Source organism: Streptomyces sp. NPDC004629, from assembly GCF_042873595.1.
Classification (GTDB): Bacteria; Actinomycetota; Actinomycetes; order Streptomycetales; family Streptomycetaceae; genus Streptomyces.
In genome coordinates this window covers 86968-107643 of sequence record NZ_JBIALO010000008.1, presented here as the reverse complement: position 1 = coordinate 107643, position 20676 = coordinate 86968, and the positions used below count along the sequence as shown (strand labels likewise).

The following is a 20676-nucleotide window of genomic DNA, read 5'->3' as shown; positions in this document are numbered from 1 at the left end:
GACACGGCCGGCGGACATGACAACGATGTCGCCCGTACCGGTTGGCGAACGACACGGGGGTATGTCTGCCTGTCCACCGGCATGGCGCCGGTCAACCGAGATCATCCCCAAGGAAGTACATGCCCCCGCGACCCCCTCTCTGAGCCCCGCCATAGATGCCTAGGCACTTAGGTCGGCCTGGTGGATCCATGCAGTGCCAGCCATTGCAGGGACCTTCATACGGTGTTACACATATATTAAGACGGCTCCTCGGAAGGCCGGCCGCTCGCTGCTGCCCGGGCCGTCGACAGGGGGCGCCACCGTGAACTGGCATGCAGACGTTGTGGGAGAAGCGATGAAGAGAGTCCCGTTGCCGCCTGGGTTCCTCTGGGGTGCTGCAACATCGGCCCACCAGACCGAGGGGGGCAACGAGTCCAGTGACTGGTGGGTCTTGGAGACCATGCCGTCCTCCTTCTGCGAGGAACCGAGCGGGCGGGCCGTCGACAGCTTCCACCGGTGGCGGGAGGACATGGATCTGGCAGCCGCGGCCGGCCTTCGTGACTACCGCTTCAGCATCGAGTGGGCCCGCATCGAGCCGACGTGCGGATCATTCTGCGACAAGGCCCTGGCTCACTACAGGCAGATGATCGAAGGCGCCCTCCAGCGCGGTCTGCGGCCTTTGGTGACGTTGCATCACTTCACATGTCCCGCATGGTTCTCGGGAGGAGGCGGGTGGGCGGCTCCGGATGCGCCTGCCGCATTTGCTCGCTATGTCAGGCGGGTGGCTGGGATCCTGCATGGAGTTGAGCACGTGGGAACAATCAACGAGCCGAATGTCGTCGCTGCTTTTCCGAAGCTGATAGCGGACGGACCGGACGTACTTGCGCACGGATTGCCTGAACCCGACGAGCCCACGGCCAAGGGCCTAGTCTCTGCGCATCGACAGGCCCGGGACATTTTGCACGCGCTGCTCCCAGACACGAGGGTTGGCTGGTCGGTGTCGGTCCAGGACTACCAGCCCATGCCTGGAGCTGAGCGGGTCGCGGCTGCGTATGTGCATCCACGTCAGACGCGGTTCCTGCTGGAGTCGCGTAGCGACGACTGGGTGGGCGTGCAGACCTACACCCGCATCCGTCTGGGCGTGGACGGCGAGACTGCACGCCCTGCGGCTCCAGAGCCCGCGGCACTTCGAACCCAGACGGGGTGGGAGTACTACCCCGCAGCCCTGGGCGGAGCCATACGCACCGCAGCAGAAGTTGTGGGAGATGTCCCCGTCATCGTTACCGAGAACGGCATCGCCACCAGTGATGACAACCAGCGGATCGACTACACCAGAGGGGCTCTGGCGGCATTGGCCGCAACCCTGGCGGAGGGGATCGATGTGCGGGGATATTTCCACTGGAGCCTTCTGGATAACTACGAGTGGGGCACATGGAATCCGACGTTCGGCCTCATCGCCGTGGACCGAGACAATTTTGCACGGTCCCCGAAACCATCCCTGGCGTGGCTGGGCGCAGTCGGCTCAACAGGTTTTCTTCCGGCCCAAGAGTAGCCGTCGTATGACTTCGCGCAACGGATAGATGGCCGTCATGCATGGTACTGATGGGCAGGATGAAATGAATCACTGCTGCAATCCACAACCCTCCGGCGGTTCCGCCCGGGCCACGACGGCGCCGTGGCCTGATACGGCCTCGGGGGAGAGGCGCCGGTCAGGGGCAGAACACCTCTATATTGATCTGACAGGCGGAGAATACGTCATGGGCGACGCCTTCGCAGAGGGCTACCCTTCGGACGGAGAAAGGCCTCTGCACCGTGTGTACGTCAGCGGGTTCGCCATCAGCGCCACCACAGTGACCAACCACGAATTCTCAGCTTTCGCCAGCGAGACGGGCTACCGGACGGAGGCAGAAGAATACGGCTCCTCGGCCGTCTTCCACTCTGCTGTCATGGCTCATCGGCGCGATGTCTTGGGTGCGGCCGTAGGCGCTGAATGGTGGCTGAATGTGCGCGGCGCAGACTGGCGTCACCCGGCCGGAGGTCTGTCCGATTGGAAGGATATCTCCGACCATCCTGTCGTGCATGTTTCCTGGCGCGACGCCGTTGCCTACTGCGCGTGGGCCGGCGCGCGACTGCCCACCGAAGCGGAGTGGGAGTACGCGGCACGCGGCGGACATGATGGCCGCCGTTTCCCATGGGGCCAGGAACTGACGCCCGGCGGAGAAAACCGCTGCAACATCTGGCATGGAGTCTTTCCGACGCACAACACCCTTGACGACGGTTATCTGACTACGGCACCGGTCCGATCCTTCCCTCCGAACGATTTCGGTCTCTACGAGATGACCGGGAACGTGTGGGAGTGGTGTGCCGACTGGTTCTCCACATCCTATTACCAGGAATCGCCCAATCGTGACCCACGAGGCCCCTCGTCAGGGGTAGCACGAGTGACGCGAGGCGGCTCCTACCTGTGCCACCACTCCTACTGCCATCGATACCGAGTAGCAGCACGCTCCGCGAACACTCCCGAGTCCTCCACGGGGAACTGCGGATTCCGCGTCATCCGAGGTTAACCACCACGTCTTGTACGAGAACTGGAAGAGAAATGCCTCCCAACATTCTTCTCATCACGGCTGATGACTTGAACGCGTCAGTTCCTGGATGCTTCGGCGGCGTGTCCGGCGCCACGCCCAGACTGGACGGACTGGCCGCGGAAGGGATGCGCTTTGCACGTGCCCACGTCCCAGTAGCCGTTTGTCAGCCGAGCCGCTCGGCGCTGATGACTGGCCGGCGGCCCCACAGCAATGGTGCGGAGGGTTTCGAAGCCATCCGGGACGACGTTCCGGTACTACCCGATGTGCTGCGAGGGGCCGGTTACCGCTTCGGCATCCTCGGCAAGGTCGATCACCTCGCTCCGGTGGAGCGCTTTCACTGGCAGGTGATCCACACACAGGCGGAGCTTGGCATGGGACGTGACCCACTCGCCTATGCGCGTGCGGCCTCGGCATTCATCTCCGATGCGGCACACACGTCGCGGCCCTGGTTCCTGCTGGCTAATGCGCACGACCCGCACCGGCCCTTCCATGGCAGTGACGATGAGCTGAACTGGTGGCCGCAAGAAGTCCGAGACGTAGTGCCGGCCCCGTCCAAGATCTTCGGCTCGGGAGAAGCGGATCCGCCAGGGTTTCTCCCCGATCACCCGCTCATCCGGAAGGAGTTCGCCGAGTATCTGAGCTCGGTTCGACGTTGCGACGACGTGATCGGAGCGCTGCTGGATGTCCTGGAAGGCAGTGGCCAAGCCGAAGAAACTGTGGTGATCTTCCTTTCCGACCACGGCATGCCTTTCCCGTTCGCGAAGGCCAACTGCTACGTACAGAGCACGCAGACTCCGTTGGTCATCCGGTGGCCGGGACACATCAGGCCAGGTGTGATCGAAGTATCGCATTTCGTTAGTACTCTGGACCTGTTTCCCACCTTCTGCACGATGGCGGGAGTCGAGGCCGGGGCCGCTTTGGAACTCGATGGCCGCTGCCTGACTCCGCTCTTCGCAGGGGAGCGGCAATCCGACCGTACTCAGATGGTCACCATGTTCCATGAGACGGCTGCAAAAGAGCGCTATGAAATGCGTGCCATTCAGACCGCGGAATCTCTGTACGTCTGGAATCACTGGAGCGATGGCCAGCGTGAATATCGCGCTGAGAATATGTTCGGACTTACGTGGAATTCTATGCTGGCAGCGGGTGCTGCCGACCCGGCCTTGAACGAAAGAAACAAATTTTACGTCAAGCGCCAGCCGGAAGAATTCTACGACCTGATCGAAGATCCGCACGCCCTGCAAGATCTGACTGATCGGCCTTCGCGCCGGTCGCAAGTGGAAAATTTGCGTCACGAGTTGCTGAAAGACCTCCAGGTACACGGTGATCCGCTCGCCGGAGCTTTCGGTGATTTTATGTATGAAGCGGAAGGATGAGCAATGCGTCTCGAATATGTGATCCTTGGATTGCTGGGGCTTCGCAATTTCTCTGGATACGATATGCGAAAATGGATGGACGGCAACGGCCAGTATTTGGGGTACGGTGCGCAGCTACCGCAGATTTATCGCACTCTGGCAAAAATGGCCGACAAGGGATGGGTTGAGTTCGAGGTAGACGCTCGCGACGGGAAACCGGATGCAAAAGTCTACAGGCTCACTGCCGCAGGCCGACAGGAGTTCATCGCGTGGGCGCGCTCGCCTTATGTGCCTTCCACCCGCCCGATGGACCCCGACTTCATGGTGCGGTTTGTTTTCGGCGCCGCCCTGGGGCGCGATGTAGCTATTGACCTGTTGCGAACGGAACTCGACTACCGGCGCAAACAAGCAGCCCATGAGAACTGGATCGACTTCGCCCAGGCCTCACTGGATCCTATTCCGGAGGTAGACCCGGCATGGGCCCGTGAGGTGCATTGGACCGCACACGAGCGTGGCTACGCCTCGACGGCGGCTTATATCGCATGGCTGGAACTCACTCTGGCCCGGTTCGAGATTGCACAGGGACTCCCGCCTACGAGAGACCCGCGCTGACGCAGCGTCGCAGCAAGCAGAACCAAGAACACTTACATCCCTCCGAAGGGACGAGGCATGCGCATCATCTACGTGGACGTCGATACGCTGCGGGCCGACCACACTCAGCCCTACGGGTATCACCGACCCACTACTCCCCATCTACAGGAGCTGGCCGAACGCAGTGTCGTCTTCGACCGCTACTACTGCTCCGACTCTCCGTGCCTGCCCTCACGAACTGCCCTGACATCCGGCCAGTTCGGCATCACCAACGGAGTGATCGGACACTTCGGGGAAGCCGCCCGCTTCCGACTGGATCCAGGACACGGTACTGAACCGGACCGTCCCCTGTTGGGCCAGCACTTGCAACGACACGGAACCTACACGGCGGCCGTGTCCATGTTCGCCGAGAGACACCGCGCCTATCACTTCCTGGGCAACTTCCGGGAGTCCATTCGGGCCACGGGCCACCTCAACGACGAGCAGGCACCGGAAATCAACGCCGTCGCTACGGACTGGATCCGCCGGCACGCTGCCGAGGACAACTGGTACCTCCACCTGACGTATTGGGAACCTCACACTCCCTACCTGCAACCCGAACGCTGGACGCAGCTCGCCGCCGCTTCCGGACCTGCCCCCCAATGGCCGGACGCGGATGCCATCGCGGGTCACGCGGAGATCTATGGGCCGCGCAGTGCCCTGGACCTGCATTACAGCGTGTTCCCGCAGCGCAGCCCCAATTCCAACATGCCCGAGGAAATCCGAGACCGCGCCGACTTCGAACATCTGGTCAACGGTTTCGACGGCGCCATCATGTACTGGGACCATTACTTCGGCCAGTTGCTGAGCCTTCTTGACGAACTGGGCATCGCCGATGAGACGGCCATCATCGTCAGCGCCGATCACGGAGAATCTCTCGGAGAGAACGGCTCATACGCCGAACACGGCCTCGCGAACGAGCCGACGCAGCGCCTCCCGCTTGTCTTCTACTGGCCTGGCGTCACCGACGACTTGCCTGACGAGAGCCGACGTTGTGACGCCCTGCTCTACAACATCGACCTGGCGCCCACCCTTTGTGAACTGCTCTCCATTCCGACGCCCCATGGCTGGCAGGGCGAATCGTTCGCGGACGCAGTGCGAGGTGAAGCCCATCCCTCCCGCTCGTATCTTGTGCTGGGCCATGGCGCCCACACCTACCAGCGTGCAGTGCGCACCAGTGACCACCTCTACATACGCACCTACCATCCCGGATGCTTCCGGGCCGAGCCGGAACAGCTCTTCGACGTGACCAAGGATCCGCACCTCAGCCGCAACCTTCTGGAGGAGGAATCGGATCTGGCCACTGCCATGCGCGGCCATCTCCAGGAGTGGTGGAACACATATGCAGGCGCGCCCGGCAGCCTGCCAGACCCGATGCAGACCACGCTCCAGATCGGTCCCACCCACTACAACGACCCGACCCGGTATGCGGCCCACCTGCGTGCCACCGGACGAGGTCACCTGGCCGACCATCTCGAACAGCGGCTGAAGACACCGTCCTCCACCGTTCCTGTCTCCTGGCACACCCAGATAACACCGCGGACTGAGGAAATCGTCCTGCGGTATATAGCGGACCTTCAAGGGTGATCAGGCATGCAAAGCCCTGAAGACGCACTCCTGGACGTTCAAGGCAGCACACGGCCGCATTCAGCTGAACGCATCGGCAGCCTTCTACTGATTGCGAACCTGGGCTGGGCCGTTCCCTCCGTGGCCGGAGCCACCCTCCTGCAAGCACTCGTGGCCGACATCGACCCCGAGCAAAAAATCGCCTTCTACGGTGTCCTGTCGACCCTGGGCGCTGTGTGCGCGGGTATCGGGATGATCGTTACGGGGATCCTCTCCGACCGCACCCGCGGTACGCTCGGCAAACGCAAGCCCTGGATTCTGGGCGGCGGGCTCCTCGCCTCTGCATCGCTGAGCGCTGTCGCTCTCACCGACGCCAAACCAGTGATCCTCATACTGTTTGCGCTGTACAGTCTCGGCCAAAGCGCCATGCACAGCGCCCTGTTCGCGCTAACACCCGACCTCGTGGAACGGGAGCGCTACGGCCGCGCATCGGGTCTGGCCGGCCTCGGGCTGCTGCTCGGGCAGACCCTTGGCAGTTTCGCCGCGGCGTCGTTTCTGACTTTGCCGACCCTGGGCCTGGGCCTCCTGCCCTGGCTCACGGGACTAGTCGCCATCGTGCTGACCATCAAGTTGCCCTCCGGCACGGTTGGATCCACACCCAGTGAACTGCCCCTGGCCACCCTCAAAGCAGCCCTGAAGATCCCCAAGGACCGTGACTTCTGGTATGCCTTCGTCGGCCGTTTTCTCTTCCTGCTGGCCTTCTACCTGATCCTCTCTTACCACTTCTACGTACTGACTGACTACTTCGGCGTCGCGGAGAAGGATGTCGGACGCGTCTTCGCCTCACTCACTCTCATCTTCGCGGCAGGGGCAGCCCTGTGTGTGGCCCTGTCCGGTACCTACTCGGACCGGATAGGGCGCAGGAAACCCCTGGTCGTGGCCTCCTCGGCGCTACTCGCAGTGGCGGTCGTGTTTCCCGCAGCGAGTAACCACCTTGCGTCTCTCTACGTCTTCTTCGGGCTGGCCGGAGTCGCCTTCGGCACCTACCTCGCCGTCGACCAGGCGCTCATGGCCGACATCCTTCCCGAGCGCGGCAACGCCGCCAGGGACTTGTCGGTGCTCAATTTGGCGAACAGCCTTCCGCATGTCGTGGCACCCGGTGTAGCCGGCCTGATAGCTACGACCAGCGGCTATGCGGGAATCTTCGTCATCGCCTGCCTCGCCTCCCTGCTGTCGGGGGCAGCCGTGCAGGCCATAAAGAGCATCCGCTGACGTGAACCGCGAGACTGCCGTACGAGGCTGGCCCCGTCCCACCGGTCGCTTCAGGAGGGAAACTCATGACCAAGATGAAACTGCATCCCGTCCTCCACCTGATCATTCCTGTTCTGACCAAGCGCATGACGGGAGTCTCGGAAGACACCGGTCCGCGACGGCAGGCCAAGCCGCCAGAGACCGCATTCCGGCGCCTGGTCCAAAGGCCACCATCTGATGTCACGGTCACCACCGAATTCGTTCGGCGTCCGGACGAGGACGGCTCGATCGAGGTGCGCGTGTACCGGCCCGGAACGGCCCCGCGCTCAGATGGAGGCAGGGCGGCTTTGGTGTACTTCCACGGCGGGGGGTGGTTCCAGGGTTCGCTGGAGACAGGCCACTCGCACTGTGCTCATCTGGCCAAACTGGCCGACGCCGTTGTCGTCAACGTGGCGTACCGCCTCATTCCCCGCCACCCCTACCCGGCGAATCTGCGAGACTGCTACACCGCTTTGACGTGGGTGTCAGAGCATGCCGAGCAACTGGGTATCGACCCATCCCTGGTCGCGGTCGGAGGCACCAGTTCCGGTGCCAACCTGGCTGCCGCTGTTGCGCTGCTTGCGCGTGCCGAGGGAGGACCCACGATCGCCCACCAGGTGCTGGAAATCCCGGTCCTGGACATTGCCACCCGTCCGCATGCGCCGGACGACGCACCGCCCTGGTACCCGCCCATGGTCCGCCAGGCCCAGCAGACCTTCGACCGGTACATCGCCGCCGACGCCAACCCGCATGACCCGCTGGTGTCGCCACTGATGGCCGACGACCTTACGGGCCTGCCGCCCACAACGATCCTGGCCAACGAACTCGACGTCATCGTCGACCATGCTGTCCGCTACGCTGATCGACTGCGCGATGATTCCGTACCGGTCAGCTTGCACATCTACCCGGGACTGGTACACGGAACGCAGGCCTTCACCGGAGTCATTCCGCTGGGTCGGCGCTTTCGAGCCCAGGCCGGCCACGCTCTGGCCTCGCTTTACGACACCCGACAACTCCGTACCGACAGCTGATAGAGCCAGGCGGTTTTAGACCGATTGCCGTTGCGTGATCGTCGTCTCGGTGAAGGAGATGCGGTCGGGGTCGAGCTGGCGGGTGGCAACGGCTCTGGCAGCCCCGAGTTCCGCGCCCAGCGCACATGGCTGCCCACCTCCACCAGGGCGGCCATCCACACCTGCGGCCGTTGGCGAGATGGCCGAACGCGGCCTGGTTGGCCCAGGTGTCGCGACGTCCCAGCAGGTCCCGTCCACCGCCGTACACGCCACCAGCAGCACACTCACGACTGGGTGAGCGGCGTGACCAGACAGCCCCCCGCCTGGACGTAATCCGGAGAACGCGGCGAGCGCATTCAGCTCGCCTCACTCACTCCAGAGGAGCCGCACCTCATCGAAGCCGCCTCTCCAAATCTGCAGGTGACTTGATCGGGCACCTGCATGGCCGGACCTTCGGTGCATGTGAACCGGGGGTCGTCCGCACTGCGTCATTCCGCCGTAGCCCACATAGTCGCTGATCGCCGGGACTTTGCAACAGTCCTGCGGTGCGGGCGTCTTCGCTCAGGAACCGGCGGACACCCCCCTTCTCTCTGATCATGGGCCTGCCGGGCGGACACCGCGGAACGGGCCGGAAACAAGGGTCAACGTATGCGTTGACAGTGCTGGCGTGGGTGATGCACAGTGTGTCGGCCGACACGCTGTGATGAACCGCGGTTCATCCCGTCGGCGCGTCAGAAGGAGGATCTTCGTGTCGACGACGACAAAAGCGATCCCGATAGAATCTGCCGTCCTCCACGCCGTCGAAGGAGAGGCCATTCGCTCCATTGGCCTCCCGTCTTCCGGCGGGAGGTGGCCTGATGCGCGCGACTCGGCTGTAAATCTATCGCATGAAAAACGATTCGATGAGGAGTCGAATAATCATGGAGCTAGAGCGCACGTTCGAGCCAATTACGATCCGCAATATGATTGTTCCGAACCGTGTAGCAATGGCGGCGCATGAAACGCGATTTGCCAACGGTCCTGTGATAACAGATGCTCTCGTCGCTTACCACACAGAAAGGGCGAAGGGAGGGGTTGGCCTCATCATTCTTGAGGCGGCGACGGTACATCCATCGAGTACGGTGAGCAACAATCCGTCGTGCTTGGCTGCTTACGACGACCGGATCATCGAGGGCTACCAGCGCCTCATGGCCGCAGTTCGGCCTCATGGAACTAGAGTATTTCAACAACTATGGCATGGTGGCCATCACTTCGGTCCTGGTGACGGGCGCCCCCCTAGGGGCGTTTCAGCCGTGACGAGTCCCATCATCGGTGTGCCCCCCGTTCCTCTTGATCGAGAAGACATCGCTGAGTTGGTCGCAGCATATGCTGGTGCGGCCCGACGGGTTGTTGCCGGTGGTCTGGATGGCGTGGAGATAGCTGCTGCTCACAGCTACTTGATTCAGCAGTTCTTGTCGCCGATGACGAACACCCGGGACGATGAGTACGGTGGTTCCCTTGAGAACAGGTCGCGCTTCCTGGTGGAGGTGCTGCGAGCCGTGCGCGACGCCGTCGGAACCGACATGCCGGTTGGCGTCCGCGTCGGCGCCGGCGCGGGAGACGGGGCGGTTCGCGAGTTTGAACTGAGCGAAGTGGCGAATCGTCTCGTTGACGATGGCCTCATTGACTTTCTAAACGTTTCACAGGGTGACTTCTTCGGCCCGCATATTGCGATCGGCGGAATGGAGAATGGGGCAGGTTACCAGTTGCCCTCAAGTGGGCAGATCACCGCAGCGGTTACCAGGGTGCCACGACTGGTGACGGGTCGCTTCCGTGCCCTGGATGAAGTTGAAGAAGTCCTGCGCTCGGGAGCAGCGGATATGGTCAGCATGGTCCGGGCGCACATTGCTGCTCCGGACATCGTTGAGAAGACCCGAACTGGCCGTCTAAGTGAGATCCGGCCATGCATTGGATGCAATCAGGGCTGCCTCGGGGTCATCTCGGGCATAGACTCGCGCACAGGGTGTGTAGTGAATCCTGTCGTCGGATTCGAGGATCTGCTATCGGAAGGGCAGATCGGCCGTACGACGAATCCGCGGAATGTCGTCGTAGTCGGTGGGGGCCCCGCTGGCTTGGAAGCCGCGCGAACGGCAGCAATGCGTGGGCACGAGGTTGTCCTTTACGAAGCTGCGCCTTATCTAGGAGGCGCACTCAATCTCGCTCGCCGCGCACCGAATCTCAGCGGAATATTCGATGTAGTGACCTGGCAAGTGGCCGAACTGGACCGACTGGGCGTGGTCGTGCGAAAGTCAAGCCCAGTCGATGTGGAGGGAATGCTCCGCCTGGAAGCCGACTCCGTGATCGTCGCCACAGGGAGTATTCCCGATAAATCGGGTGTTTTGATCTCCGCGCCGGGTCGGCATGTAGCTGGAGTTGGAGAACCGCATGTTGTCTCTTCGGTAGAGCTTCTCGGTGACGGCAAACGCGATCTGGGGCAGACGGCTGTCGTGTATGACGATGTTGGCCACTACGAGTCGGTAGCTGTTGTCGAGTACCTCCTTGACCGGGGACTTGACGTCACTGTCGTCACGCGTTTCCCGTCCTTTGCTCCGGTAGCTGATCGTACGTTGCGAACCGCCCCGGCACGGAGCCGCTATATTGAATCCGGTCGGTGCTTCGATGTTCGACCACATGCCCTACTGACCCGTATCTTGCCGGACTCTTGCTTCGTGCAATCGTTCGGCTCCGCCGACGAGGAATTGGCTGCTGACACAGTCGTATTGCTCACCCATCGGCTAGCCTGCGATGATCTGTCAGTTGGGCTTCGCGCTGCCGGAAAAGAAGTGATCCGCGTAGGCGATGCGCTTTCCCCGCGAGACCTGCAGACTGCGATCCGCGAGGGACACCTCGCCGGGAGAGGCGTCGCGTAGTGTTTCCGTCAGCTGGTTGTGCCTACTGCACAACAGTTGGCGCGCGGAGGATGATCACGTAGTTCTGGCGTGCGGCAGGTGTCATCACCGTCGACGCGATGCACACCCGGACCAGCAGAGTCTGCGTCGTCCAGCCGGGCCTCCTGCTGCGAGAACGCATCAGCCCTGCCTTGAAGACGGGTCCAGTTCAGGGCCGGACCTTCAGGGACGTTCGTTGACGCACCGCAGGGCCCTTCGCAGCATTTCTACGTCGCCTCCGTACCAGCCGGAGACATTGATCTCGACATGCTCTCCGGGGAGCAGGGTGACCAGGCCACGATCGGCTCGCGCTTCATGGTGCAGACGGTCCGCCTGCAAGAGCAGGTCGCGAACGAGCGTCTGAGCGGTGATGGTCACTCGGGCACCGTTGCCGCCGGACGTGATCTTGATCGTTACTTCGGCCGGTGGATAGTCGAACTGGCGGTCGGGAACGAGGAAATGCAGGGCGCGCAGACCGTCCGCATCAGCGACGACGAATTCGCGGCGCGGGTCACCTACCGTCGTCAGAGTGTGCGGGAGTGAGATGTAGGCCACGGAGCGCGCTGCTACCCGCACAGGCGCGGAGTGTTGTGCGTGCACGTAGCCGGCGGCGTCCAGGCGCCTCAGCACGGCGCTGCCGGACCACGGTTGACTGCTTTGGTTTATTGCGGCCAGGACGAGCTGCCCGTCCCGCCGTTGGAAGGTCAGCAGCTGGTCGGCATAGAGGCGCTTCAGCTCGTGATAGAGCGGTTTCTCTCGCTCGTTGCCGTCAATCGCCGACCAACTCGTGACTGGCCAGCAGTCGTTGAGCTGCCAGAGGACGACGCCTGCACAGGTTGGCCAGTTGGCGCGCCAGTGCTCTACACCCGTGGCGATGGCCCGTGCCTGGTTGAGTTGTGTCAGGTAGTGCCAGGTGTCGAAATCGGTCGGGGCATGGAAGTGGGCCATGAGTCCGCGGTCGAGCTTGCCGTTACCGTCCTCCGCCTTTTGATGATGCAGCATGCCGGCCGAATCGGGTTGCAGTGGGTCATCGCTGAGGGCCCGTCGCACCGTGGTGTACGCCGGGGGTGCTTGCCATCCGAACTCGGCAACGAAGCGCGGCACGTCGTCGAGGTAGCTTGTGTAATCCAGGCGGTTCCACACGTCCCAAGAGTGGGTTGTGCCATGGCGCGGGTCGTTGGGATGCACATCACGGGAGCCGGACCAGGGGCTGCCCGCCCAGTAAGGTCTGGTGGGGTCGGCGTCGGCGACAATGCGCGGGAGCAGGTCGAGGTAGTAGTTCTCTCCCCAGGAGGCGCCGGCGAGTTCGCGCTCCCAGCCCCAGTCGCGAGCCCCCCACAGGTTCTCGTTATTGCCGTTCCACAGGATCAGCGAGGCGTGTGGCATCAGACGGACGACGTTCTCGCGCGCCTCCGCCTCAACCTCCGAGAGCAGTGGTTCCTCCTCCGGGTATGCCGCGCAGGCGAACAGGAAGTCCTGCCACACCATGAGTCCCAGTTCGTCGCAGGCGTCGTAGAAGTCCTCGCTCTCGTAGATGCCGCCGCCCCAGACACGCACCAGGTCCACGCCTGCAGCGGCGGCCTGTTCGAGGCGGCGCCGGTAGCGGGCCGTGTCCACACGTGTGATCAGTGCGTCGTCGGGGATCCAGTTCACCCCTCGTACGAACAGTCGCACGCCGTTGACCACCAGCGTGAAACTGCTTCCGAGCGCATCGGCGCTGGTGTCGAGTTCGATGGCACGAAAGCCAATCCGGCGCTCCCAACGGTCCAGGAGATCGGCCGGGGCCAGAGCATCCTGGAGGTGCACGATGCAGGTGTACAGGCGCTGTGCGCCGTATCCTCGTGGCCACCACAGCTCCACGTTCGGGACTTCGACATCAAGGGTGGCGGTCGTGCTCCCGGGGGCCAGGTCGACATGCGATTCGAAGCCGCCGATGGTCACAGTGGCGTGGAGTGTGCGTTCCATGCCGCTCGGGGCCCGCTCGACCACGATGTGGATCTTTGCGTGGCCGGTGCCGTCGTCATCGACGGTGACCCCGGGGCGGACTTCGGCGAGTCGTGCAGTTGTCCAGTGCTCGATCCGCACGTGCCGCCAGATCCCGGCGGTGACCAGAGTCGGGCCCCAGTCCCATCCGAATGAACTGGCCATCTTGCGCACGAAGTTGAATGGCTCCGGATAGGCGTTGGGCCGTGGTCCGAGGGCGTGGCGGACGGTTTCAGCTTCCTGATAGGCCGAAGTGAACGCGACTTCCAGGAGGGCATCTACGGTGCCCAGTACATCGGTGACATTGAACCGGTACGACCGGTGCATGTTACGGGTGCGACCGAGCGTCCGGCCGCCAAGCCGGATCTCGGCGACGGTGTCGAGCCCGTCGAAGACGAGGTCGGTCCGCTCGTGTCCGCTGTGCTCCCCGCGGTTGCTGACGGTGGTGTGGTAGGTCCAGTCCGCGTGGCCGACCCAGGCCACGTGGGTCTCGTTGCGGTCCAGGAAGGGGTCGGGGATCAGTCCGGCGGTCAACAAGTCCGTGTGCACGCAACCCGGTACGACGGCGGGGATCTCTGCCTGCAGCAGGGCATCCGGCGCCTGAGCAGGACTGTGCCTGCTGGTGTCGAGGCTTACGGTCCAGCCGCGGGTGACAGGCGTGCTGACCTTCATGCGTTCTCCTTGGTCCCGGTGGGGGCCGCGTTGGTGCGGGTGGCTTTGGCGGCGTGCAGTTCGGGTGGTCACTTGGTGGCGCCCGAGGCGAAGCCGTTGTAGATGAAGCGCTGGAGGACCAGGAAGACGATGAGGCTGGGAATGATCACTAAGGCGGCGCCTGCTGAGATGACCTCCCAGTGGGCGCCATAGGGGCCCTTGAATCGGAACAGCGAGGTGGAGATCGTGCCCAGGTCGTCGCTGGGCATGTAGAGGAACGGAATGTAGAAGTCGTTGTAGATCGCGACGCCCTTGACGATGACAACGGTAGCGATGGCCGGTTTGAGGAGTGGAAGGATGATGCGCCAGTAGATGGTGAAGGAATTCGCGCCGTCCAGTCGCGCCGCCTCGTCGAGTGAGATCGGAATGGAGCGGATGAATTGCAGGAAGATATAGATGGACACGATATCGGTTCCCATGTAGAGCAGGACCGGGGCCCACCGGGTATCCATGACGCCGAGCCCGTTGACGATCTGGTAGGTGGCGACCTGGGTGGTCACGCTGGGCACGAGGGATGCGAGGAGGAACAGGGTGATGATCAGCTTCTTGAGGCGGAACTGGAAGCGGTCGATGGCGTATGCGGTCATGGACCCGGTCAGCAAGGTGCCAAGGATGGAGAAGAAGAGGATGAAGGCGGTGTTACCCAAGGCGCGCAGCATCTGGCCGTCGTTGAACGCCACGACATAGTTGTGGAAGTTCATCCAGTTGTCCGGGATGGTCAGAGCGCCATCGTCGGCCATTTCCTTGCCGGTTCGCAGGGACGTGAGCAGGATGGCCAGCAGCGGGATCACGACCACGGCGCTGGCCAAGATCAGTGAGAGGTACTGGAGGAGCACCGCGACACCGCTGCGCACGGGGGCGGCTCGTCGGCGAGAGGAATAGGCCGGGCGGGAGATCGTGGTCATGGCCGTTCCCTAAGAATGTTGGCCGGTCAGGGAGGACCGGGTGCGGCTGATGACTGTTTGCCGTCGATGGCTCGGGAGGAATGGCCGGACGGTCCTCCGGGACGCTCCGACCACTGATGGAGAGCTGCGGGTATCGTCGGCCGCGCTTCCACGCTGCTGCCGGCCCTGTTGATCGCCCACGGCCGGCAGGTGGTCTACGTGCCTGGCCGGACGGTCAACCGCATGTCCGGGGCCTACCGGGCCGAGGGCAAGACCGACGCCGAGGACGCCCGCGTCATCGCCGATCAGGCCCGCATGCGCCGGGACTTCACCCCGTTGACCACGCCGCCCGAAGTGGTCTCGACCCTCCAGGTGCTCACCGACTACCGGGCCGACCTGATCGCCGACCGGGTGCGGCTGATCAACCGGCTCCGCGACCTGCTGGTGGGCATCTGCCCCGCCCTTGAGCAGACCTTCGACTACTCCACGGCCAAGGACCCCATGGTCATGCTCACCGAGTACCAGACCCCAGCCGCCCTGGGCCGCATCGCCGTCAAGCGGCCGACCACCTGGCTGGAGCGCCGCAAGGTCCGCGGCGCCGGCGACATCGCTGCCAAGGCCGTCGAGGCCGCCCAGTCCCACATCCGCGCCAAGACCAACGAGTCGATGCCGGGCATGAGCCCCCTCCTGGACGCCGAGTTCTTCGCGATCGTCGGCGACCTCTCCGGCTACCGGGACGCCGGTCGTCTGGTCTTCCACACCGGTCCGGCCCCCGTCACCCGCGACTCCCGCCGCCGCAGCGGCAGTTACCACCGGCCCAAACGGTACAACCGACGTCCGCGGCACACCTTCCCCATGGCCGCCCAGACCGCGATGATGCGCCCCGGACGGTCGCGGGACTACTACCTCAAGAAGCGAGCCGAGGGCCTGCTGCACACCCAGGCCCTCCTCGCCCTCGCCCGCCGCCGAGTCGACATGCTGTGGGCGATGCTGCGTGACAAGAGGCTGTTCATCCCCGTTCTGCCCGTCACGCAGACGGCTTGACACGATCATTGAGATTCCACCTTGTCGTCCGGAAACAGCAGGCGCTGCAGCCAGGTCACCAGCAAAACGATCGCCAACAGCACCACGGCGGCGGCCGAAGCGAGGCCCGTCTTGTTGAAGTTGAAGGCGAGCTTGATCGTTTGGATGACGAAGGTCTGGCTGTTGTTCGCACCGCCGGTCATGATGAAGGGGATCTCGAAGACGGACAGGGCTCCAGAGACCGCCAGGATCACGCTCAGGGAGATGATGGGCCGGATGCTCGGTGCGATGATGTGGCGGAACTGTTGCCACCGGTTGGCGCCGTCGAGCGCCGCTGCCTCATACAGGTCCGGTGAGATGGACTGGATGGCACCGAGGAACAGCACCATGTTCAAGCCCATGAACCGCCATACCGATACGCCTGCCAGGGACGGATTGACGAGGTCGGGGTCGCCGAGCCACAGGTGCTGGCCGGCCCCGAACCAGTGCAGGATTGTGTCCAGGGTGCCGCCGGGCTGGAAGAAGTACAGGAAGACGAAGCCGATCGCCACACCATTGATGAGGTAGGGAAAGAACAGGATCCCCTTGAAGAGATTGCGCAGCCGGGTGTTGAAGCTGAGCACGGTGGCGTAGTAGAGGGCCGCGCAGATCTGCACCGCGGAACCGACGAGGTAGAACAGGCTGACCCAGAACACCCTGAACAGTTGGGGCCGGGTGAACAGGTCGTGATAGTTCGCCAGTCCCACGAAGTTGCGGGTCGGGCTGATCCCGTCCCAGTCGGTGAGGCTGTAGCTGATCAGGTCCACCACCGGCAGGCACGTGAAAGTCACCAGCAATGCGAGCGGTATGAGCAGATACAGCCAGGGGGTGAACCAGCGGTAGCCGCGGCGACGGCCTGCGTGGTGCGGGGAGGCTACCGTCTTTGCCGTAGCGGCCGGAGCCTCCGGCGGTGACAGATTACGGGCGGGATGTCTGCGGCCTGCGGTCCGCGGTGCGCTCATCCGGTCCTTCTTCCGATCGCTGCTTGCACGAAGCGGCTGTGGTGGCGATTGCCCTGGCGTGCGCCGCCCAGGGAGGAGGCGGCACTTCCCGGACGGGATCACGGCGGTGGGGTGTCCGTCTCGTCAGCCGACGGTGTCCTGGGCCTCGGACCACCGCTGGTTGAGGTCCTTGAAGACGCCCTTGAGGTCGCCACCCGTGGTGCCACGCGCCACGTCGACGATGTGCTGCGGGTAGTCCTGGGCGTTCAGGCCGATCTCGGAAGCCTTGTCGATCTCGTCGACCAGCGCGGTGTTCTTGTAGGTGAGGTGAATGAACTTGACCCCTTGCTCCTGAAACGGCTCCAGGGCGGACGGCAGCGGCGTGCCCTTGACTGAGGAGATCGAACGAGCCGCCTGCGCGTCGCCGGACTTGTTGATGTACCAGTCCAGCCAAGCCCGTGCGGCAGCCTTGTTCTTGGAGTGGGCGCTGACCGCGTACTGGTAGTCGGGGCGGACTACGGTGCAGAAGTGGCCGTCCTTCTGTGTGGGGAACGGCATGAATGCGATGTCGTCGGGGTTCTTGCCGGCCTTCTTCGCTGCGTCCTGCATCTGCACCACGGCCCAGGAGCCCAACCACATGGTGGCGACCTTGCCGGTGCCAAGCAGCGTCTTGGAGTTCTCCCAGTTGGTGGTGGTGGGATCGAGTTCGGCCAGCTTGTTGTGCACGATGTCGTACAGGAGTGTGTCGACGGTGTGCAAGTCCTGTCCAGGCGCCCAGGGCTCTTTGGTCCTAGCCAGCTTGTCGTTGGCTTCCGGGTCGCAACTCGGGGAACCCAGCGCATTGCCCCAGTTCGTCATCGGCCAGCCGTCGTGGTAGTTCGTGTAGTACGGCGTCGCCCCGGTCTTCGCCTTGATCGCCCTGAGGTCGGTGAGGAACTCTTGTGGAGTGGCCGGCCAGTCGGTGATACCCGCTTCACGCCACACGGCCTTGTTGTAGACGAAGCCGTTGGCGGTGCCGATGTTGGCGATGCCGTAGACCTTGCCGCCAACGGTCGCGTGCTCGGTGAAGTCGTAGGTATGCGCCAGCTCGCCGGCGCTGCCGAGCGGGGCGAAGAATGCCGGATACTGTTTAAGCGGCACGGAGTTCGGGATCGACAGGACATCGCCGTAGTTCTTGCTGTTCAGGCGGATCTTGACGTCGCCCTCGTAGTCGGTCAGGCCCTGGAACTTCACCGTCACATGCGGGTAGATCTTCTTGAACCTCGCGGCGTATCGCTTCAGCGTGCCGTCCTGTACCTGGTCGGTGCGGTTCGTGAGCACGGTGATGGTCCCGGAGACCTTGGCGGGATCCTTGGGCGCACTCGCCTCACCGGACGACGAGCCGCTGCCCGAGGTGCCACACGCCGTCAGTGTGAGGGCGAGTGTAATTCCGAGGCCTGCCAGGACTGTTCTGCGCATGCCGATCCAACTCCCTTGCTCTCGACTAGGGAAACGCCCTGCTGCGTGCCACGCAGCGACGGACGTCTCGTCGTCGGGGCGACAGCGGCTGACGGCTGCTTAACGTAGAGGGAACACGGAGCCCTGTCTATAGAACGGTCTAGTTTAGTAAGTGGCAGGGAAAATCTGTAAGTTGAGATGGATTCCGTGCCTTGTATACGTAACGTTTGAGAGCCGGGGGAGTACACGTCCGTCCACCGGAGAAGGACAGCTGTCCCGTTGCGCGCTCTGCGGTGTGCCGATGCCGAGGTCGGTCACGACTGTCAGGCCGGCCGTGACCGGCGGGGACCGCCACAAGCGGCGGCGTCTTGCTCCGGGGCGCATCGCTGATCCTCTCGTCCGTGGAGGCGTGATGATCGACGTATGCCGGTGCGTCGGCACAGGGAGTGGCGTCACAGTAGACCCAACGATTCGCTACGTCCATATACCGTTCAAGCAAGCTCTGTCGGCCCCCCGCTGAAGCCGCTTGGCCGATGCCGTCCTGGGCTGAACACCCCATATCATCTGATCTGCGGGGGAGATTCGGGTGGGTGATGCACGCTCCTTGGGCCTCTCCTGTATCACTCAACTCGTGGAACAAATGCGGGCGTTCCGGGTAAGGTGCTCCTCCCTACTCGTACGTTTTAGAGCAAGGCGGTCCAGTCCATTGACACCACCCGGTGCGCGTCCTAGCTTCCAGGCGTCGAATCGCCCGCACGGCGCGACATCGATGTCACACCCGCTGCCGACGGCCAGCAGAGCCACAGTGCAGCGACACCCCCATGGACACGCATGAGAGGGTCCCCCCATTGAGACAGAGAATCTTCACGCGCAAGCGCATCGCCGCGATCCTGTCAGTCCCGCTCGCCGCCACCGCTTGGCTGGGGATGCCCCCGTCCCAGGCGTCCGCGACCGGCCCCTCGACACCCGACGCCGTGATCAATTATCTGCACCAGATCAGCGGCAACCACGTGGTCAGCGGCGTCCACAACAAGGAGCCGCTCAACAATCCCTCTCAGTACACCGAACAGGCCCACTCCATGACCGGAAAGTGGCCGGGCGTTTGGGGCGGTGAACTGGGCTTCACGGCCGACGACGTCGCTAACCGACAGACTCTGATCAACCAGGCGAAGACCGAGTGGGCCAATGGTTCGCTGGTGAGTCTCACCTGGCACATGTGCCGGCCGGACGTGTCAACCTGCGAGTTCAATGGCGGCATTAACGGCAGTCGCCTGTCTGACTCCGAGTGGCAGCAGCTGATCACGAACGGCACGGCCCTGGACAACGCCTACAAGGCCAAACTCGACACCGCGGTCCCCTACTTCCAGCAGCTCAAGGACGCCGGCGTGCCTGTACTGTTCCGGCCGCTGCACGAGATGAACGAGGGCTGGGCGTGGTGGGGTGGGCGCTCCGGCCCCAACGGTAGCGCTCGGTTGTTCCAGATCACCCACGACTACCTGGAGTCCAAGGGGCTGGACAACATCATCTGGGTGTGGAACGTCAAGGACACCTACGCCAACAACGGATCCGCAGGCGTCTCCTCCTTCTACCCCGGTGACAACTACGTCGACGTCGCCAGCCTCGACCCGTGGGTGCACACCTGGCCGGACAACGACTGGTACCAGGCCCTGCTCAACGTCGCCCACGGCAAGCCTGTTTCCCTGGCGGAGGTCGGCACCGTCCCCACTCCATCGCAGCTCGCCTCCCAGCCGCAGTGGACCTGGTTCATGATCTGGTCCGAATACCTCACCTCGGCCAACTCGCCGTCACGCCTGCAGGGAACCTTCAACGACTCGCGGGTGCTGAGCCAGGGTCAGGTCACCATCCCTGGTGGTGGTCCGACGGTTCCTCCGGGTGGTTCGCACACCGGGGCGATTACAGGTGTGGGTGGTAGGTGTGTGGACGTGGCCGGGGGTGGCACGGCCGATGGCACGGCGGTGCAGTTGTGGGACTGCAATGGCTCTACCGCCCAGGAGTGGACGGTCGGTTCGGACGGTACGATCCGTGCGCTGGGCAAGTGCCTGGACGTGACCGGGCAGGGCACCGCGAACGGCACCCAGCTCCAGCTGTGGGAGTGCAACAACTCCGGAGCCCAGCAGTGGACCGCCGAGTCCGACGGGCATCTGAAGAACCCGCAGTCCGGCCGCTACCTGGATGCCCCGGGCGGCAACACCGCCAACGGGACCCGCCTGCAGATCTGGGACCGCAACACCAACCCCTGGCAAACCTGGCACCTCCCTGCCTGACCACGCCGGGATTCCCTAACCCACTCAG

General features: G+C 63.5%; 13 protein-coding genes and 1 pseudogene. 10 read left to right on the top strand and 4 right to left on the bottom strand.

Annotated features, from left to right (window positions below; genetic code table 11):
* The first annotated feature begins 334 nt into the window (after positions 1-334).
* The 8 genes from ACFYTE_RS14215 (at position 335) to ACFYTE_RS14180 (ending at position 11327) form a co-directional block, all read left to right on the top strand.
* On the top strand, positions 335-1531 hold the full coding sequence (locus ACFYTE_RS14215) for a family 1 glycosylhydrolase (protein WP_388709671.1): 1197 nt from the start codon (positions 335-337) through the stop codon (positions 1529-1531).
* 28 nt (positions 1532-1559) lie between these two features.
* The gene (locus ACFYTE_RS14210; protein WP_388709295.1) at positions 1560-2546 is read left to right on the top strand and encodes a formylglycine-generating enzyme family protein; all 987 of its coding nucleotides are present in this window, start codon (positions 1560-1562) and stop codon (positions 2544-2546) included.
* A gap of 32 nt (positions 2547-2578) precedes the next feature.
* Positions 2579-3943: a sulfatase gene (locus ACFYTE_RS14205; protein ID WP_388709293.1), complete on the top strand. Its 1365-nt coding sequence runs from the start codon at positions 2579-2581 to the stop codon at positions 3941-3943.
* Between the two features lie 3 nt (positions 3944-3946).
* Entirely contained in the window at positions 3947-4534 is a 588-nt protein-coding gene (locus ACFYTE_RS14200; protein WP_388709291.1) for a helix-turn-helix transcriptional regulator, read from the top strand.
* A 57-nt stretch (positions 4535-4591) separates the two neighbouring features.
* Positions 4592-6139 (top strand): sulfatase, encoded by a 1548-nt coding sequence (locus tag ACFYTE_RS14195; RefSeq protein ID WP_388709289.1) that lies wholly within the window; start codon positions 4592-4594, stop codon positions 6137-6139.
* A 6-nt stretch (positions 6140-6145) separates the two neighbouring features.
* The gene (locus tag ACFYTE_RS14190) at positions 6146-7390 is read left to right on the top strand and encodes an MFS transporter (RefSeq protein ID WP_388709287.1); all 1245 of its coding nucleotides are present in this window, start codon (positions 6146-6148) and stop codon (positions 7388-7390) included.
* Between the two features lie 65 nt (positions 7391-7455).
* On the top strand, positions 7456-8439 hold the full coding sequence (locus ACFYTE_RS14185) for an alpha/beta hydrolase (RefSeq protein ID WP_388709285.1): 984 nt from the start codon (positions 7456-7458) through the stop codon (positions 8437-8439).
* Between the two features lie 866 nt (positions 8440-9305).
* Positions 9306-11327 (top strand): FAD-dependent oxidoreductase, encoded by a 2022-nt coding sequence (locus tag ACFYTE_RS14180; RefSeq protein WP_388709284.1) that lies wholly within the window; start codon positions 9306-9308, stop codon positions 11325-11327.
* A gap of 201 nt (positions 11328-11528) precedes the next feature.
* Here ACFYTE_RS14180 and ACFYTE_RS14175 read toward each other — a convergent pair whose 3' ends face one another.
* Positions 11529-14000 (bottom strand): glycoside hydrolase family 2 protein, encoded by a 2472-nt coding sequence (locus ACFYTE_RS14175; RefSeq protein ID WP_388709283.1) that lies wholly within the window; start codon positions 13998-14000, stop codon positions 11529-11531.
* A 68-nt stretch (positions 14001-14068) separates the two neighbouring features.
* The gene (locus tag ACFYTE_RS14170; protein WP_388709282.1) at positions 14069-14944 is read right to left on the bottom strand and encodes a carbohydrate ABC transporter permease; all 876 of its coding nucleotides are present in this window, start codon (positions 14942-14944) and stop codon (positions 14069-14071) included.
* A gap of 123 nt (positions 14945-15067) precedes the next feature.
* On the opposite strand from ACFYTE_RS14170, the pseudogene ACFYTE_RS14165 reads away from it, so the two are divergent.
* A pseudogene (locus ACFYTE_RS14165) lies at positions 15068-15967 on the top strand (transposase); the annotation flags it as partial.
* 5 nt (positions 15968-15972) lie between these two features.
* On the opposite strand, the gene ACFYTE_RS14160 reads toward ACFYTE_RS14165, so the two are convergent.
* Positions 15973-16947 (bottom strand): carbohydrate ABC transporter permease, encoded by a 975-nt coding sequence (locus ACFYTE_RS14160; RefSeq protein WP_388709281.1) that lies wholly within the window; start codon positions 16945-16947, stop codon positions 15973-15975.
* A 123-nt stretch (positions 16948-17070) separates the two neighbouring features.
* Positions 17071-18384 (bottom strand): ABC transporter substrate-binding protein, encoded by a 1314-nt coding sequence (locus ACFYTE_RS14155; protein ID WP_388709280.1) that lies wholly within the window; start codon positions 18382-18384, stop codon positions 17071-17073.
* Positions 18385-19211: 827 nt separating this feature from the next.
* Here ACFYTE_RS14155 and ACFYTE_RS14150 point away from each other — a divergent pair.
* Entirely contained in the window at positions 19212-20648 is a 1437-nt protein-coding gene (locus ACFYTE_RS14150) for a glycosyl hydrolase (RefSeq protein WP_388709279.1), read from the top strand.
* The last annotated feature ends 28 nt before the right edge of the window (positions 20649-20676 follow it).

Excerpts from the sequence above, each read along its gene's own strand:
- ACFYTE_RS14215 (WP_388709671.1), top strand. The coding sequence starts at position 335 with ATGAAGAGAGTCCCGTTGCCGCCTGGGTTCCTCTGGGGTGCTGCAACA.
- ACFYTE_RS14210 (WP_388709295.1), top strand. The coding sequence starts at position 1,560 with ATGGCCGTCATGCATGGTACTGATGGGCAGGATGAAATGAATCACTGC.
- ACFYTE_RS14205 (WP_388709293.1), top strand. The coding sequence starts at position 2,579 with ATGCCTCCCAACATTCTTCTCATCACGGCTGATGACTTGAACGCGTCA.
- ACFYTE_RS14200 (WP_388709291.1), top strand. The coding sequence starts at position 3,947 with ATGCGTCTCGAATATGTGATCCTTGGATTGCTGGGGCTTCGCAATTTC.
- ACFYTE_RS14195 (WP_388709289.1), top strand. The coding sequence starts at position 4,592 with ATGCGCATCATCTACGTGGACGTCGATACGCTGCGGGCCGACCACACT.
- ACFYTE_RS14190 (WP_388709287.1), top strand. The coding sequence starts at position 6,146 with ATGCAAAGCCCTGAAGACGCACTCCTGGACGTTCAAGGCAGCACACGG.
- ACFYTE_RS14185 (WP_388709285.1), top strand. The coding sequence starts at position 7,456 with ATGACCAAGATGAAACTGCATCCCGTCCTCCACCTGATCATTCCTGTT.
- ACFYTE_RS14180 (WP_388709284.1), top strand. The coding sequence starts at position 9,306 with ATGAAAAACGATTCGATGAGGAGTCGAATAATCATGGAGCTAGAGCGC.
- ACFYTE_RS14175 (WP_388709283.1), bottom strand. The coding sequence starts at position 14,000 with ATGAAGGTCAGCACGCCTGTCACCCGCGGCTGGACCGTAAGCCTCGAC.
- ACFYTE_RS14170 (WP_388709282.1), bottom strand. The coding sequence starts at position 14,944 with ATGACCACGATCTCCCGCCCGGCCTATTCCTCTCGCCGACGAGCCGCC.
- ACFYTE_RS14160 (WP_388709281.1), bottom strand. The coding sequence starts at position 16,947 with ATGAGCGCACCGCGGACCGCAGGCCGCAGACATCCCGCCCGTAATCTG.
- ACFYTE_RS14155 (WP_388709280.1), bottom strand. The coding sequence starts at position 18,384 with ATGCGCAGAACAGTCCTGGCAGGCCTCGGAATTACACTCGCCCTCACA.